Source organism: Endozoicomonas sp. ALB091 (assembly GCF_049310265.1).
In the GTDB taxonomy this organism is placed as follows: domain Bacteria; phylum Pseudomonadota; class Gammaproteobacteria; order Pseudomonadales; family Endozoicomonadaceae; genus Endozoicomonas.
Window position 1 is genome coordinate 173,996 of sequence record NZ_JBLYNQ010000013.1, and the last position, 17,331, is coordinate 191,326.

The 17,331-nt window shown below is 50.3% G+C and carries 7 protein-coding genes; all 7 read right to left on the minus strand.

Annotated elements, in window-relative coordinates:
* Nucleotides 1-90 precede the first annotated feature (90 nt).
* Nucleotides 91-3,441, minus strand: a complete 3,351-nt coding sequence (locus tag ACO6UX_RS23750; RefSeq protein ID WP_422450789.1) for a DUF1601 domain-containing protein — start codon at nucleotides 3,439-3,441, stop codon at nucleotides 91-93.
* Nucleotides 3,442-3,678: 237 nt separating this feature from the next.
* The gene (locus ACO6UX_RS23755) at nucleotides 3,679-6,966 is read right to left on the minus strand and encodes a DUF1601 domain-containing protein (RefSeq protein ID WP_422450790.1); all 3,288 of its coding nucleotides are present in this window, start codon (nucleotides 6,964-6,966) and stop codon (nucleotides 3,679-3,681) included.
* Between the two features lie 237 nt (nucleotides 6,967-7,203).
* The gene (locus tag ACO6UX_RS23760) at nucleotides 7,204-9,963 is read right to left on the minus strand and encodes an RAP domain-containing protein (protein ID WP_422450792.1); all 2,760 of its coding nucleotides are present in this window, start codon (nucleotides 9,961-9,963) and stop codon (nucleotides 7,204-7,206) included.
* 224 nt (nucleotides 9,964-10,187) lie between these two features.
* Nucleotides 10,188-13,073, minus strand: a complete 2,886-nt coding sequence (locus tag ACO6UX_RS23765; protein ID WP_422450793.1) for a DUF1601 domain-containing protein — start codon at nucleotides 13,071-13,073, stop codon at nucleotides 10,188-10,190.
* A 113-nt stretch (nucleotides 13,074-13,186) separates the two neighbouring features.
* On the minus strand, nucleotides 13,187-15,007 hold the full coding sequence (locus ACO6UX_RS23770) for an RAP domain-containing protein (RefSeq protein ID WP_422450794.1): 1,821 nt from the start codon (nucleotides 15,005-15,007) through the stop codon (nucleotides 13,187-13,189).
* 59 nt (nucleotides 15,008-15,066) lie between these two features.
* Complete coding sequence (locus ACO6UX_RS23775) at nucleotides 15,067-16,896, minus strand: DUF1601 domain-containing protein (RefSeq protein ID WP_422450796.1); 1,830 nt, start codon at nucleotides 16,894-16,896, stop codon at nucleotides 15,067-15,069.
* Nucleotides 16,897-16,937: 41 nt separating this feature from the next.
* Nucleotides 16,938-17,331, minus strand: a 394-nt coding sequence (locus tag ACO6UX_RS23780) for a DUF1601 domain-containing protein (protein ID WP_422450798.1), incomplete at its 5' end; no start/stop codon positions are given.

A 17,331-nucleotide genomic window follows, 5' to 3' on the forward strand; every position in this document is an offset into this window, starting at 1 on the left:
CGTAAACAGTTGGGGAGATACATCTATTCCTGATGCCACCAATCCATTATTTTCAAATCATCCGAGGCGAGATGTATGGGCATCAGGTGTTCAAAACTGCCATTCCTTCCCGGAATGTGAAAACGGTTCTTGAGTCATGATGGTAGGAATGCGATTACTGGCTGGTTGTTTTTTCCTCTTTGCTGGTTTGCCGGTTTGCTCTTCTGAATGTTCTTCGGCGGTTAAGTAACCGTGCTCTATTGGTTGCCTGCCTTTATCAGCAGTAACGTATGCCGCATCTGCCCACGTTCTTTTAAGTGATACAGAGCCATGCCCCTGTGGCGGGATGCCTGTCCTGGACTTTATTTGATCAATGTATGGTTTCATTAAATCCTGATTCCAAAGCCTGTTAACCGGAATTTCAATGACCTCAAATCCTGCTTTTTGCAACAGTGCAATTTTCAGCAGAGTCGAACCCTTCCTGGTTTTGAAATCACCACCCACGTAATGAGACGGTCCCTGAACTTCAATCACCATATTGTGATCTGGCAGTAGCAGGTCAACCGGAGGCAATGAGTGCAAACTCTTTTCTTCTTCAATCTTCAAAGAGGGAAAGTATGACTGGAGTTGATCGCGAAAGTCGGATTGACGTTTTGACCTGATAGTCTGGTAATGGGGGACGAACGGACACGATCTCCCAAGCCAACTTGAGGCCATGGCAATAACGGATTGTTCCTCTTCATTGTCTGGGAATGTATTTTCCAGACGAGTAAACAGGTCATCCATGTGCTTTTCAAGCACGTTATTGTTATTGGCATTAGAGACCAGAGACAATCTGGCACAGCATACCATTACCCCCCATAGAGACATCGATATGACTTGCTGAGAGAGCTGAGGATTTTCACTGATTCGGTAGACAAGCGATTCAAACGTAGAGATAACCACGTTCAGCTCAAGGAGTTCACCCAGTTTCGCCATGGCCCATAGCAGGTTGGTGATATGCTGAGGAATAAATTGGTCTTTTTGTGTGTTCACGTGTGACAACAGCGCGGCAACGGCCTCGTTAAACTCTGGTGTTCGCTCCTGCCCGTTGGCCACCAGTTTTGCCATGGCCCACAGCAGGTTGGCGATTTCTTGTGGTTTAAAGTTAGCTTTCGCTGCGTTCACGTAAGGCAATAGTGAGGCCACGGCCTCTTTGCGCTCTGGTGTTTGCTCCAGCCCATTGTCCACCAGTTTCGCCATGGCCCACAGCAGGTTGGTGATTCCCTGGCCTTTAAATTGGTCTTTCTTTGCGTTCACGAGGGGCAGCAGCGCGGCCACGGTCTCGTTGAGCCCTGGTGTTTGCTTTTGCCCGTTGTCCACCAGTTTCGCTATGGCCCACAGCAAATTGGCGACACCCTGTGGTTTAAAGTTAGCTTTCTGTGCGTTCACGTGGGGCAACAGCGCGGCCACGGTCTCGTTGAATTCTGGTGTTTGCTCCTGCCCGTTGTCCACCAGTTTCGCCATGGCCCACAGCAGGTTGGCAATAGCCAGGGCATTAAATTGGTCTTTCTGTGCGTTCACGTGGGGCAACAGCGCGGCCACAGCCTCTTTGAGCCCTGGTGTCGGCTCCTGCACTTTGTCCACCAGTTTCGCCATGGCCCACAGCAGGTTGGCGATACCCTGGGGAATAAATTGGTCTTTTTGTGCGTTCACGTGGGGCAACAGCGCGGCCACGGCCTCTTTGAGTTCTGGTGTTTGCTCCTGCCCGTTGTCCACCAGTTTCGCCATGGCCCACAGCAGGTTGGCAATACCCTGGGCATTAAACCGGTCTTTATATACTTTTACTTGGGGCAACAGCGCGGCCACGGCCACTTTGAGCTCTGGTGTCTGCTCCTGCCCGTTGTCCACCAGTTTCGCCATGGCCCACAGCAGCTTGGCGACACCCTGGACATTAAATTGGTCATTCTGTGCGTTCACGTTGGTCAACAGCACGGCCACAGCCTCTTTGAGCCCTGGTGTCTGCTGCTGGCCGTTGTCCACCAATTTCGCCATGGCACACAGCAGGTTGGCAATACTCTGGGTATTAAACCGGTCTTTATGTGCTTTTACTTGGGGCAACAGCGCGACTACGGTCTCGTTGAACTCTGGTTTCTGCTGCTGGCCGTTGTCCACCAATTTCGCCATGGCCCACAGCAGGTTGACGATATGCTGAGGGTTAAATTGGTTTTTTTGTGCGTTCACGTAGGGCAACAGCGCGGCCACGGGCTCGTTGAACCCTGGTGTATGCTGCTGGCCAATGTCCACCAGTTTCGCCATGGCCCACAGCAGGCTGGCGATTTCCTGGGGTTTAAAATGAGCTTTTTGTGCGTTTACATGGGGCAACAGCGCGGCCACTGCATCATTGAGCTCTGGCGTCCGTTCCTGCCCGTTGTCCACCAGTTTTGCCATGGCCCATAGCAGGTTGGCGATTCCCTGTGGTGTAAAGTTAGCTTTCTGAGCATTCACATGGGGCAACAACGCGGCCACGGCCTCTTTGAGCCCTGGTGTCCGCTCCTGCCCGTTGTCCACCAGTTTTGCCATGGCCCACAGAAGGTTGGTGATTTCCTGTGGTTTAAAGTGAGCTTTCTGTGCGTTCACGCAGGGCAACAGCGCAACCACAGCCTCATTGAGCTCTCGCGTCTGCTCCTGCCCGTTATCCACCATTTTCGCCATGACCCACAGCAGGTTGGCGACCCCCTGGGGCTTAAATTGGTCTTTCTGTGCTTTCACGTGGGGCAACAGCGCTGCCACGGCCTCTTTGAGCCCTGGCGTCCGCTCCTGTCCGTTGTCCACCAGTTTCGCCATGGCCCACAGCAGGTTAGTGATTTCCTGAGCACCAATATCCCTGGCTTCAGGTTTTTGGTTGCACTTGAATATGATTGCATCAAGCAGCGTTGACAGTAAGGCAGCCTGAGTAAGCTTAACACGCTCATCCAAGGGTCTATGAGGGGTAAAAACACCCGCTGAAGTAAATGAGTGCAGTGTTGTTGTCAGGCTTCGCCAATTCCAGCTCCGCGTTGCCGTGAAATTTTGCAGCAAACGCATCAGCTGGCTTTGTTCAGCTCGATTTAACGGTCTTTTAGCAGCTGACGTGTATTTTTTAATTGAACTGGCATATTGACCGTGATTTCTTCCATCATAGCGATGACCGAAACGATCCGATTTCCTCACCAGACCCTCCATTAATTCTTGTTTAATGAGGGCATTGAAATCTTGAGCAGAGTTCACTGAGCGGAACATTAGATTTTGAGAAGAGCATGCGTCAGACAAGTGGTAAAATTCGTTGCGCCCCGGGGTAGTACGGAGGGGATTATCCCACTGTTCGACTGTGCCATATCTATATTGCCCACGCCTTGAAGAAGCGGCATGGTCATTCGGTTGGTTGTAATCATTATCTGATCTTGTGTATTGACCACTGATACCCGCAGAGCTTCTATCCATAATTATATTTCATTAATTCATGAAAATATAAAAAGCAGACTGCTGTTTTGTTCAGAAGTTCATTTTGCTGAAACGTTTATAAACATAAACAGTTGGGGAGATACATCTATTCCTGATGCCACCAATCCATTATTTTCAAATCATCCGAGGCGAGATGTATGGGCAACAGGTGTTCAACACTGACATTCCTCCCCGGAATGTGAAAACTGTTCTTGAGTCATGATGCGAGGAAGGCAATTACTGGCTGGTTGTTTTCTTCCTCTTTGCGGGTTTACCGGGTTGCTCATCTGAATGTTCTTCGGCAGTCAAGTAACCATGATCTGAGGGTTGCCTGCCTTTATCAGCAGTAACGTATGCCTCATCTGCCCACCTTCTTTTCAGTGATACAGAGCCATGCTCCTGTGGCGGGAAGCCTATCCTGGTCTTTATTTGATCAATGTATGGTTTCATTAAATACTGACTCAAGAGCATGTTAATCGGAATTTCAATGACCTCAAATCCTGATTTTCTCAGCAGTGCGATTTTCAGCAGAGTCGAACCCTTCCTGGTCTTGAAATCACCACCCACGTAATGAGACGGTCCCTGAACTTCAATCACCATGTTGTGATCTGGCAGTAGCAGGTCAACCGGAGGCAGTGAGTTCAGACTCTTTTCTTCTTCAATCTGCAAAGAGGGAAAGCATGATAGGAGTTGTTCGCGGAAGTCGGATTGAGGTTTTGAACTCATTGTCTGGTAATGGGGGACGACCGGACACGGTCTGCCAAGCCAACTTGCGGCCATGGTCATAATGGATTGATACTCTTTATTGTCCGGGGATGTATTTTGCAGGCGAGTAAAGAGATCATCCATGTGCTTTTCAAACACGTGATTTTTATTGGCATTGGAGACCAGAAACAACCTGGCACAGCATACCATTACTCCCCAAAGGGACATCAATATCTCTTGCTGAGAGAACTGAGGGTTACCACTGATTCGGCAGACAAGCGATTTGAACGTGGATGTTACCACGTCCAGATCAATGAGTTCGCCCAGTTTCGCCATGGCCCACAGCAGGTTGGCGATATGCTGAGGAATAAATTGGTCTTTCTGTGCGTTCACGTGGGGCAACAGCGCGGCCAGGGCCTCGTTGAGCTCTGGTGTCCGCTCCTGTCCGTTGTCCACCAGTTTCGCCATGGCCCACAGCAGGTTGGCGATATGCTGAGGAATAAATTGGTCTTTGTTTGCGTTCACGTGGGGCAACAGCGCGGCCACGGCATCGTTGAGCTCTGGTGACCACTTCTGCCCGTTGTCCACCAGTTTCGCTATGGCCCACAGCAGATTGGCGATACCCTGTGGTGTAAAGTGAGCTTTCTGTGCGTTCACGTGGGGCAACAACGCGGCCACGGCCTCTTTGAGACCTGGTGTCCGCTCCTGCCCGTTGTCCACCAGTTTCGCCATGGCCCACAGCAGGTTGGTGATATGCTGAGGAGTGAATTGGTTTTTCTGTACGTTCACGTGGGGCAACAACGCGGCCACGGTCTCGTTGAGTTCTGGTGTCTGCTTCTGCCCGTTGTCCACCAGTTTCGCCATGGCCCACAGCAGGTTGGCAATAGCCAGGGCACTAAATTGGTCTTTCTGTGCGTTCACGTGGGGCAACAGCGCGGCCACAGCCTCTTTGAGCTCTGGTGTCTGCTCCTGCCCGTTGTCTACCAGTTTCGTCATTGCCCACAGCAGGTTGGCGATTTCCTGTGGGTTAAAATTAGCTTGCTGTGCGTTCACGTGGGGTAGCAGTGCGACCACAGCCTCGTTGAGCTCTGGTGTTCGCTCCTGGCCGTTGTCCACCAGTTTCGCCATGGCCCACAGCAGGTTGGCGATTTCCTGTGGTTTAAAGTTAGCTTTGTGTGCGTTCACGTGGGGCAGTAGCGCGGCCAGGGCCTCTTTGAGCCCTGGTGTCTGCTCCTGTCGGTTGTCCGCCAGTTTCGCCATGGCCCACAGCAGGTTGGCGATTGCCTGTGGTTTAAAGTTAGCTTTCTGTGCGTTCACGTGGGGCAATAGCACGGCCAAGGCCTCTTTGAACCCTAATGTCGGCTCCTGTACGTTGTCCAGCAGTTTCGCCATGGCCCACAGCAGGTTGACAATACCCTGTGGTTTAAAGTCAGCTTTCAGAGCGTTTACGTGGGGCAACAGCGCGGCCACGGTCTCTTTGAGTTCTGGTGTTTGTTCCTGTCCGTTGTCCACCAGTTTCGCCATGGCCCACAGCAGGTTGGCGATTTCCTGTGGTTTAAAGTTAGCTTTGTGTGCGTTCACGTGGGGCAGTAGCGCGGCCAGGGCCTCTTTGAGCCCTGGTGTCTGCTCCTGTCGGTTGTCCGCCAGTTTCGCCATGGCCCACAGCAGGTTGGCGATTTCCTGTGGTTTAAAGTTGGCTTTCTGTACGTTCACGCAGGGCATCAGCGTGGCCACGGCCTCGTTAAGCCTTGGTGTCGGCTCCTGTTCGTTGTCCACCAGTTTCGCCATGGCCCACAGCAGGTTGGCGATATGCTGAGGAATAAATTGGTCTTTCTGGACGTTCACGTGGGGTAACAGCGCCGCCACGGCCTCTTTGAGCTCTTGTGTCCACTCATGCCCGTTGTCCATCAGTTTCGCCATGGCCCACAGCAGGTTGGAGATATGCTGAGGAATAAATTGGTCTTTCTGTGCGTTCACCCGGGGCAGCAGCGCGGCCACGGCCTCTTTGATTTCTGGCGTCTGCTTCTGCCCGTTGTCCACCAGTTTCGCCATGGCCCACAGCAGGTTGGTGGTTTCCTGTGGATTAAAGTTAGCTTTCTGTGAGTTCATGTGAGGCAACAGCGCGGCCACCGCCTCGTTGAGCTCCAGTCTTTGCTCCTGCCCGTTGTCCACCAGTTTCGCCATGGCCCACAGCAGGTTGGCGATTCCCCGGGCATCAATATCCCTGTCCTCAGGTGTTTGGTTGCATTTAAATATTATTGCATCAAGTAGCGTTGACAATAAGGCAGCTTGAGTAAGCTCGACACGCTCATCCATGGGTGTATGGGGGGTAAAAACACCCGCTGAAGTAAATGAATGAATTGTGGTCGTCAGGCTTCGCCAGTCCCAACGCCGTGTTACGGTAAAATTTTGCAGCAAACGTATCAGCTGGCTTTGTTCAGCTCGATTTAACGGTCTTTTAGCAGCTGATGTGTATTTTTTAATTGAATTGGCATACAGGCCGTGATTTCTCCCATCATAGCGATTACCGAAACGATCCGATTTACTCACCAGATCATCCATTATTTCCTGTTTGATGAGCGCATTAAAATCTTGAGCAGGGTTTGCTGAACGGCACTGTAGATGTTGAGAAGGGCATACGCCAGAAGAACGGTAAAATTTATTACGCCCCGGGGTAGTGCGTGGGGTATTATCCCACTGTCTGACTGTACCATGTCTATATTGCACACGCCTTGAAGAAGCGGCATGGTCATTCGGTTGGTTGTAATCATTATCTGATCTTGTGTATTGACCACTGATACCAGCAGAGCTTCTATCCATAATTATATTTCATTAATTCATGGAAATATAAAAAGTAGACTGTGGTTCTTTTCATAAGTTCATTTTGCTGGAATGTTGGTAAACGTAAACGGCTGGCGAAATACACCTACTCCTGATGCCATCAATCCGTTATTTTCAAATCATCCGGGTCGAGATGTATGGGCAACAGGTGTTCAACACTGGCATTCCTTCCCGGAATGTGAAAAAGGTTCTTGAGTCATGATGGTAGGAAGGCGATTACTGGCTGGTTGTTTTCTTCGTCTTTGCTGGTTTGCCGGTTTGCTCTTCTGAATGTTCTTCGGCGGTTAAGTAACCATAATCTGAGGGTTGCCTGCCTTTATCAGCAGTAACGTATGCCTCATCTGCCCACCTTCTTTTAAGTGATACAGGGCCATGCCCCGGAGGCGGTAAGCCTATCCTGGTCTTTATTTGATCAATGTATGGTTTCATTAAATCCTGACTCAAGAGCCTGTTAACCGGAATTTCAATGACCTCAAATCCTGCTTTTTGCAACAGTGCGATTTTAAGCAGAGTCGAACCATTCCTGGTTTTGAAATCACCACCCACGAAATGTGACGGTCCCTGAATTTCAATCACCATGTTGTGATCTGGCAGTAGCAGGTCAACCGGAGGCAATGAGTTCAGACTCTTTTCTTCTTCAATCCTCAAAGATGGAATGCATGATTGGAGTTGATCGCGGAAGTCGGATTGACGTTTTGAAACAATTGTCTGGTAATGGGGAACGACCGGACACGCTCTGTCAAGCCAACTTGCTGCCATGGTCATAATGGATTGATCCTCTTTATTGTCCGGGGATGTATTTTGCAGGCGAGTAAACAGATCATCCATGTGCTTTTCAAGCCAGTAATTTTTGTTGGCATCGGAGACCTGAGACAACCTGGCACAGCATACCATTACTCCCCAGAGGGACATCAATATCGTTTGCTGAGAAAGCTGAGGATTGTCACTGATCCGGTAGACAAGCGATTCGAACGTAGAGGTAACCATGTTCAGGTCAACGAGTTCGCCCAGTTTTGCCATGGCCCACAGCAGGTTGCCGATAGCCTGTGATTTAAAGTTATCTTTCTGTGCGTTAACGAGGGGCAACAGTGCGGCCACGGCCTCGTTGAACCCGGGTGTTCGTTCCTGCCCGTTGTCCACCAGTTTCGCCATGGCCCACAGCAGGTTGGTGATATGCTGAGGAATAAACTGGTCTTTCTGTGCGTTCACGTGAGGCAACAGCGCGGCCACGGCCTCTTTGAGCTCTGGTGTCTGCTCCTGCCCGTTGTCCACCAGTTTTGCCATGGCCCACAGCAGGTTGGCGATATGCTGAGGAATAAACTGGTCTTTCTGTGCGTTCACGTGCGGCAACAGCGCGACCACGGCCTCATTGAGCTCTGGTGTCTGCTCCTGACCGTTGTCCACCAGTTTTGCCATGGCCCACAGCAGGTTGGCGATATGCTGAGGAATAAATTGGTCTTTTTGTGTGTGCACGTGTGGCAACAGGGCAGTCACGGCCTCTTTAAGCTCTGGTGTCCACTGTTGTCCATTGTCCACCAGTTTTGCCATGGCCCACAGCAGGTTGGTGATTTCCTGTAGATTAAAGTTAGCCTTCTGAGTGTTCACATGGGGCAACAGCGCGACCACAGCCTCTTTGAGCTGTGGTGTTTGTTCCTGCCCGCTGCCTGCCAGTTTCGCCATGGCCCACAGCAGGTTGGTGATATGCTGAGGAATAAATTGGTTTTTCTGTGCGTTCACGAGGGGCAACAGCGTGGCCACGGTCTGTTTGAGCCCTGGTGTACGATGCTGCCCGTTGTCCACCAGTTTCGCCATGGCCCACAGCAGGTTGGCGATACCCTGTGGTGTAAAGTCAGCTTTCTGTGCGTTCACGCAGGGCAACAGAACGGCCAAGGCCTCTTTGAACCCTGATGTCGGCTCCTGTCCGTTGTCCAGCAGTTTCGCCATGGCCCACAGCAGGTTGACAATACCCTGTGGTGTAAAGTTAGCTTTCTGTGCGTTTACGTGGGGCAGCAGCGCGGCCACGGCCTCTTTGAGTTCTGGTGTCTGTTCCTGCCCGTTGTCCACCAGTTTCGCCATGGCCCACAGCAGGTTGACGATTTTCTGTGGGTTAAAGTTAGCTTTCTGTACGTTCACGCAGGGCAACAGCGCGGCCACGGCCTCTTTTAGCCCTGCCGTGAGCTCCTGCCAGTTGCCTGCCAGTTTCGCCATGGCCCACAGCAGGTTGGTGATTTCCTGTGGTTTAAAGTTAGCTTTCTGTATTTTCACGTTGGGCAACAGCGCGGCCACGGCCTCTTTGAGCTCTGGTGTCCGCTCCTGCCCATTATCCACCAGTTTCGCGATGGCCCACAGCAGGTTGGCGACACCCTGGGCATCAATATCCCTGGCGTGAGGTTTTTGGTGGCACTTGGATATGATTACCTCAAGTAGCGTTGACAGTAAGGCAGCCTGAGTACGCTTAACACGCTCATGCATGGGTTTATGGGGAGTAAAAACACCCGCTGAAGTAAAGGAATGAAGTGTTGTTGTCAGGCTTCGCCAATTCCAGCTCCGCGTTGCTGTGAAATTTTGCAGCGAACGCATCAGCTGGCTTTGTTCCGCTCGATTTAACGGTCTTTTAGCAGTTGACGTGTATTTTTTAATTGAACTGGCATATAGGCTGTGATTTCTCCCATCATAGCGATGACCGAAACGGTACGATTTACTCACCAGGCCATCCATTATTTCCTGTTGGGTGAGCGCATTAAAATCTTGAACAGGATTTACTGAACGGCGCAGTAGATAGTGAGAAGAGTATGCGCTGGAAGATTGGTAAAATTCATTACGCCTTGGGGCTGTGCGGGATGGAGGATCCCATTGTCTGACTGTGGTATGTCTGTATCGTCCGCGCCTTGAAGAAGCGGCATGGTCATTGGGTTGCTTATAATCATTATTTGATCTTGTGCGTTGACCACTGATACCAGCAGAGCTTTTATCCATAATTATATTTCATTAATTAATGAAAATATAAAAAGCAGACTGCTGTTTTGTTCAAAAGTTCATTTTGCTACAACGTCTATAAACGTAAGCGGTTGGGGAAACACATCTACTCCTGATGCCGTCAACCCGTTATTTTCAAATCATCCGGGGCAACAGGTGTTCAACACTGGCATTCCTTCCCGGCGTGTGAAAACGGATCTAGAGAAATGATAGGAGGAAGGCAATTACCGGCTGTTTGTTTTCTTCCTCTTTGCCGGTTTACCGGTTTGCTCCTCTGAATGTTCTCCGGTAGTCAAGTAACCATGACCTGAGGGTTGCCTGCCTTTATCAGCAGTAACGTATGCCTCATCTGCCCGCCTTCTTTTAAGTGATACAGAGCCATGCCCCTGTGGCGGGAAGCCTATCCTGGTCTTTATTTGATCAATGTATGGTTTCATTAAATCCTGATTGCAAAGCCTGTTAACCGGAATTTCAATGACCTCAAATCCTGCTTTTTGCAACAGTGCGATTTTCAGCAGAGTCGAACCCTTCCTGGTTTTGAAATCACCACCCACGTAATGAGAGGGACCCTGAATTTCAATTACCATGTTGTGATCTGGCAGTAGCAGGTCAACCGGAGGCAGTGAATTCAGACTCTTTTCTTCTTCGATCTTCAAAGATGGAATAGATGATTTGAGTTGATCACGGAAGTCGGCTTGGTTTTTTGAAATGATTGTCTGGTAATGGAGGACGACCGAACAGGTTCTGCCAAGCCAACTTGCGGCCATGGCAATGATGCGTTGATCCTCTTCATTGTCTGAGGATGTATTTTCCACGCGAGTAAACAGGTCATCCATGTGCTTTTCAAGCCAGTTATTGTTTTTGGAGTCCAGAGACAATCTGGCACAGCAAACCATTACTCCCCAAAGGGACATCAATATCTCTTGCTGAGAGAACTGAGGGTTGCCACTGATTCGGTAGACAAGCGATTTGAACGTGGATGTTACCACGTCCAGCTCAATGAGTTCGCCCAGTTTCGCCATGGCCCACAGCAGGTTGGCGATATGCTGGGGAATAAATTGGTCTTTGTTTGCGTTCACCTGAGTCAACAGCGCGGCCACGGTCTCGTTGAGTTCTGGTGTCTGCTTGAGCCCGTTATCCACCAGTTTCGCCATGGCCCACAGCAGGTTGGCGATACTCTGTGATTGAAAGTTAGCTTTCTGTGCTTTGACGTGGGGCAACAGCGCGGCTACGGTCTCTTTCAGACCTTGAGTCCGCTCCTGCCCACTGCCCATCAGTTTCGCCATGGCCCACAGCAGGTTGGCGATACTCTGTGATTGAAAGTTAGCTTTCTGTGCGTTGACGTGGGGCAACAGCGCGGCCACGGCCTCGTTGAGCTCTGGTGTCCGCTCCTGACCGTTGTCCACCAGTTTTGCTACGGCCCACAGCAGGTTGGCGATTTCCTGTGGTTTAAAGTGAGCTTTCTGTATGTTCACGTGGGGTAGCAGGGCGACCGTGGCCTCTTTGAGTTCTGGTGTCTGTTCCTGCCTGTTGTCTACCAGTTTCGCCATGGCCCACAGCAGGTTGGCGATTTCCTGTGGTTTAAAGAGAGCTTTCTGTGCGTTCACGTGCGGCAACAACGCGGCCACGGCCTGTTTGAGCCCTGGTGTCTGCTCCTGCCCGTTGTCCACCAGTTTCGCGATGGCCCACAGCAGGTTGGCGATACCCTGTGGTGTAAAGTCAGCTTTCTGTGCGTTCACGTGGGGCAACAGTGCGGCCACTGCCTCTTTGAGCCCTGGTGCCCGCTCCAGCCCGCTGCCCACCAGTTTCGCCATGGCCCACAGCAGGTTGGCAATACCCTGTGGTTTAAAGTGAGCTTTCTGAGCGTTCACGTGGGGTAACAGCACGGCCACGGCCTCTTTGAGCCCTGCTGTTTGCTCCTGCCCACTGCCCACCAGTTTCGCCATGGCCCACAGCAGGTTGGCGATTTCCTGTCGTGTAAAGTTAGCTTTCTGTGCGTTCACGTGGGGCAACAGCGCGGCCACGGCCTCGTTGAGTTCTGGCGTCTGTTCCTGCCCGTTGTCCACCAGTTTTGCCATGGCCCACAGCAGATTGGCAATATGCTGAGGAATAAATTGGTTTTTTTTTGAGTTCACGTGGGGCAACAATACGGCCACGGCCTCTTTGAACTCTGGTATTCGCTCCTGCCCGTTGTCCGCCAGTTTCGCCATGGCCCACAGCAGGTTGGCGATACCCTGGGCATTAAATTGGTCTTTCTGTGCGTTAATATGGGGCAACAGCACGGCCACGGCCTCTTTGAACTCTGGTGTTCGCTCCTGCCCGTTGTCCACCAGTTTGGTCATGGCCCAGAGCAGGTTGGCGGTATGCTGAGGGATAAATTGGTCTTTCAGTGCGTTCACGTGTGGCATCAGCGCGGCCACGGCCTTGTTGAGCTCTGGTGTCCGCTCCTGCCTATTGTCCACCAGTTTCGCCATGGCCCACAGCAGGTTGGCGACACCCTGGGCATCAATATCCCTGGCGTGAGGTTTTTGGTTGCACTTGAATATTATTGCGTCAAGTAGCGTTGACAATAAGGCAGCCTGAGTACGCTTGACACGCTCATCCATGGGGTTATGAGGGGTAAAAACACCGGCTGAAGTAAATGAGTGAAATGTTGTCGTCAGGCTTCGCCAATTCCAGCTTGGCGTTGCGGTAAAATTTTGCAGGAAACTGATCAGCTGGCTTTGTTCAGTTCGATTTAACGGTCTTTTAGCACCTGACGTGTATTTTTTAATTGAGCTGGCATATTGACCGTGATGCTTCCCATCATAGCGATGACCGATCCGATCAGATTGATTCACCAGACCATCCATTATTTCCTGTTTGATGAGGTTATTAAAATCCTGAGGGTGGTTTACTGAACGGCGTTGTAGATGTTGAAAAGAGCATGCGGCTGAAGAATAGTACAATTCATTACGCCCCGGGGCTGTGCGGGGGGGATGACCCCATTGCCTGACTGGGGCATGTCTAGATCGCCCACGGCTTGAAGAAGCGGCATGGTCCTTCGGTTGGTTGTCATCATTACCTGGTCTTGTGTATTGACCACTGATACCCGCAGAGCTTCTATCCATAATTATATTTCATTAATTCGTGAAAAATATGAGAAGCAGACTGCTGTTTTGTTCAAAAGTTCATTTTGCTGAAATATCTATAAACATAAAATATGGCTGATCTGCGCCGTGCTTTAAGAAAGTGATACAAAGCCATGTCCCTGTGGCGGGATATCTGCCCTGGTCTTTATTTGATCAATACATCGTTTCATCGAGTCCTGGCTCAAAAGCTTGTTAACCGGAATTTCAATGACCTCAAATCCTGCTTTTTGCAGCAGTGCGATTTTCAGCAGAGTAGAACCATTCCTGGTTTTGAAATCTCCACCCACGTAATGAGACGATCCCTGAACTTCAATCACCATGTTGTGATCTGGCAGTATCAGGTCCACCGGAGGTAATGAGTTCAGACTCTTTTCTTCTTCCATTTTCAAAGAGGGAATGCATGATTGGAGTTGATTGCGGAAGTCGGATTGAGGTTTTGAAATGATGTTATGGTAATGGGGGACGACCGGACAGGCTTTACCAAGCCAACTTGCGGCCATGGCAATGATGCGTTGATCCTCTACATTGTCCGTATTTTCCAGACGAGCAAACAGGTCATCCATGTACTTTTCAAGCCGGTTATTTTTATTGGCATGGGAGATCATAGACAACCTGGCACAGCATACCATTATTGCCCAGAGGGACATCAATATGTCTTTCTGAGAGAGTTGAGGATTTTCACTGATTCGGTAAACAAGCGATTCGAACGTAGAGGTAACATCCTCCAGCGCAACGAATTCTCCCAGTTTCGCCACAGCCCACAGCAGGTTAGCAATTTCCTGTGGTTTAAAGTTAGTTTTCTTTGCGCTCACACGGGGCAACAGCAGAGTCACGGCCTCGTTAAGTCCTGGTGTCCACTTCTGCCCGTTGTCCACCAGCTTCGCGATGGCCCACAGCAGGTTGGCGATGCCCTGGGTAATAAATTGGTCTTTCTGTATGTTCACGCGGGGCAAAAGAGCGGCCAGGGTCTCTTTGAGCCCCGGTGTCAGTTTTTGTCCGTTGTCTACCAGTTTCGCGATGGCCCACAGCTGGTTGGCAATTTCCTGCGGTTTTTTAGCTTTCTGTGCGTTTACGAGGGGGAACAGTGCGGCGATGGCCTCTTTAAGCACTGGTGTCCATTCCTGCCCTTTTTCCACCAGTTTGGCCATAGCCCACAGCAGGTTAGTAATGTGCTGGGCATTAAATTGGTCTTTCTGTGCGTTCACGTGGTGTAACAAAGCGACAACGGCCTCGTTGAACTCTGTCGTCCGTTCCAGCCCGTTGTCCAACATTTTTGCCATGGCCCACAGCAAGTTGGCGACACCCTGGGCATCTATATCCCTGGCTGGAGGTTTTTGCTTGCACTTGAATATTATTGGATCAAGTAGTGTTGAAAATAAGGCAGCTTGAGTACGCTTAACAACTTCATCCATGGGTTTATGAGGGGTAAAAACGCCCGCTGACGTCAATGAATGAAGTGTTGTCGTCAGGCTTCGCCAATTCCAGCTCCGTGTTGCAGTAAAATTTTGCAGCAAACGCATTAACTGGCTTTGTTCCGTTCGATTTAACGGCCTTTTAGCAGCTGATGAGTATTTTTTAATTGAACTGGCATATTGCCCGTGATTTCTCCCATCATAGCGATGACCGAAACGATCCGATTTCCTCACCAGGTCAGCTATTGTTTCCTGTTTGGTGAGATCATTAAAATTTTGAGCAGTGTTTACTGAACGGCGCAGTAGACATTGAGAAGGGCCTGCGGCAGAAGAATGGCAAAATTTATTACGCCCCGGGGTTGTGTGTGGGGTATCATCCCGCTGTCTGACTGTGACTTGTCTATATCGCCCACGCCTGGAAGCGGCATGGTCATTCGGTTGGTTGTCAATATTACCTGATCTTGCGTATTGACCACTGATGCCAGCAGAACTTCTGTCCATAATTATATTTCATTAATTCATGAAAATATAAAATGAAGACTGCTGTTCTGCCCCGAAGTTCATTGTGCGGCAAAGTTTACTAGAGTCATGATGGGAGGAAGGCGATTACTGACTGTTTTCTTCCTCTTTGCCGGGTTGGTTTGCTCTGCTAAATGTTCTTCACCAGTCACGTACGCAGCACCTGCCCGCCTTCTTTTATGTGATACAGCGTCATGACCCTGTGGCGGGATGCCTATCCTGGCCTTTATTTGATCAATATAGGGTTTCATTACATCGTTGCTCAAAAGCTGTTTAGCCGGGATTTCAATGACCTCGAATCCTGCTTTTTGCAGCAGTGCGATTTTAAGCAGAGTCGAACCATTCCTGGTGTTGAAATCACCACCCACGTAATGAGAGGGGCCCTGAACTTCAATCACTATGTTGTGATCGGGCAGTAGCAGGTCAACCGGAGGCAGTGAGTTCAGACTCTTTTCCTCTTCGATCTTCAAAAATGGAATAGATGATTTGAGTTGATCGCAGAAGTCGACCTGGGTTTTTGAAATGTTTGTGTGGTAATGGCGAACGACCGGACAGGCTCTGCCAAGCCAACTTGCAGCCATGGTAATGATGGATTGTTCCTCTTCATTGTCTGGCGATGTATTTTCCAGGCGAGTGAACAGGTCATCCATGTGCTTTTCAAACACGTTATTTTCATCAGCATTGGAGTCCAGAGCCAACCTGGCACAGCATACCATTAATCCCCAGAGAGACATCGATATCTCTTTCTGAGAAAACTGAAGCTTCTCACTGATTAGCGATTCGAACGTAGAGGTAACCACGTTCAGCTCAACGAGTTCACCCAGTTTCGCCATGGCCCAAAGCAGGTTAGCGATTTCCTGTGGTTTAAAGTGAGTATTTTGTGCGTTCACAAGGGGCAACAGGGCGGCCACGGCCTCTTTGAGACCTGATGTCCGCTCCAGCCCGTTGTTCAACAGTTTCGCCATGGCCCAAAGCAGGTTGGCGATCCCCTGTGGTTTAAAGTTAGCTTTTTGTCCATTCACGAGGGTCATCAGCGCGGTCACGGCCTCGTTGAAGCCTGGTGTCTGCTCCTGTCCGTTGTCTACCAGTTTCGCCATGGCCCAAAACAGGTTGGCGATTTCCTGTGGTTTAAAGTTAGCTTTTTGTATGTTCACGAGGGGCAACAGCGCCGCCAAGGCCTCGTTGAGCTCTGGTGTCTGCTCCTGCCCGATGTCCACCAGTTTCGCCATCGCCCATAGCAGGTTGGCGATACCCTGGGCATTAAATTGGTCTTTCTGTGCGTTCACGTGGGGCAACAGCGTGGCTACGGTCTCGGTGAGATCTGGTGTCTGCTCCTGCCCTTTGTCCTCCAGTTTTGCCATGGCCCATAGCAGGTTGGTGATATGCTGAGGACTAAACTGGTCTTTCTGTGCGTTTACGTGGGGCAATAGCGCGACCACGGCCTTTTTGAATTCTGGTGTTTGCACCTGCCCGTTATCTACCAGTTTGGCCATGGCCCACAGCAGGTTAGCGATTTCCTGAGCACCAATATCACGGGCTTCCGGTTTTTGGTTGCTGTTAAATATTATTGCATCAAGTAGGGTCGACAATAAGGCAACTTGAGTGAGCTGAACACGCTCATCCATGGGTTTATGAGGGGTAAAAACACCCGCTGAAGTAAATGAGTGAAGTGTTGTCGTCAGGCTTCGCCAATTCCAGCTCCGTGTTACGGTAAAATTGTGCAGCAAACGCATCAGCTGGCTTTGTTCTATGCGATTTAACGGTCTTTTAGCAGCTGATGAGTATTTTTTAATTGAACTGGCATACTGACCGTGATTTCTCCCATCATAGCGATGACCGAAATGATGCGATTTACTTACCAGGTCATCCATTACTTCCTGTTTGATAAGGGCATTAAAATCTTGAGCAGGGTTTACTGTACGTTCACGTGGGGCAACAGCACGGCCACGGCCTCGTTGAGACCTGGTGTCCGCTCCAGTCCGTTGTCCACCAATTTCGCCATGGCCCACAGCTGGTTGGTGATTTCCTGGGCATTAAATTGGTTTTTCTGTACGTTCACGTGGGGCAACAACACGGCCACAGTCTCTTTGAGCTCTGGTACCCACTTCCGATCGTTGTCCATCAGTTTCGCCATGGCCCACAGCAGGTTGGCGATTTCCTGTGGTTTAAAGTCAGCTTTCTGTGCGTTCACGTGGGGCAACAGGGCAGCCACGGCCTCTTTGAGCCCTTGCGTTTGCTGTTGTCCGTTGTCCACCAGTTTCGCCATGGCCCACAGCAGGTTGGCGATTCCCTGAGGAATAAATTGT

Bases quoted from the DNA above. Each gene is read 5' to 3' on its own strand.
- ACO6UX_RS23750 (WP_422450789.1), bottom strand. From the start codon at position 3,441: ATGGATAGAAGCTCTGCGGGTATCAGTGGTCAATACACAAGATCAGAT.
- ACO6UX_RS23755 (WP_422450790.1), bottom strand. From the start codon at position 6,966: ATGGATAGAAGCTCTGCTGGTATCAGTGGTCAATACACAAGATCAGAT.
- ACO6UX_RS23760 (WP_422450792.1), bottom strand. From the start codon at position 9,963: ATGGATAAAAGCTCTGCTGGTATCAGTGGTCAACGCACAAGATCAAAT.
- ACO6UX_RS23765 (WP_422450793.1), bottom strand. From the start codon at position 13,073: ATGGATAGAAGCTCTGCGGGTATCAGTGGTCAATACACAAGACCAGGT.
- ACO6UX_RS23770 (WP_422450794.1), bottom strand. From the start codon at position 15,007: ATGGACAGAAGTTCTGCTGGCATCAGTGGTCAATACGCAAGATCAGGT.
- ACO6UX_RS23775 (WP_422450796.1), bottom strand. From the start codon at position 16,896: ATGGATGACCTGGTAAGTAAATCGCATCATTTCGGTCATCGCTATGAT.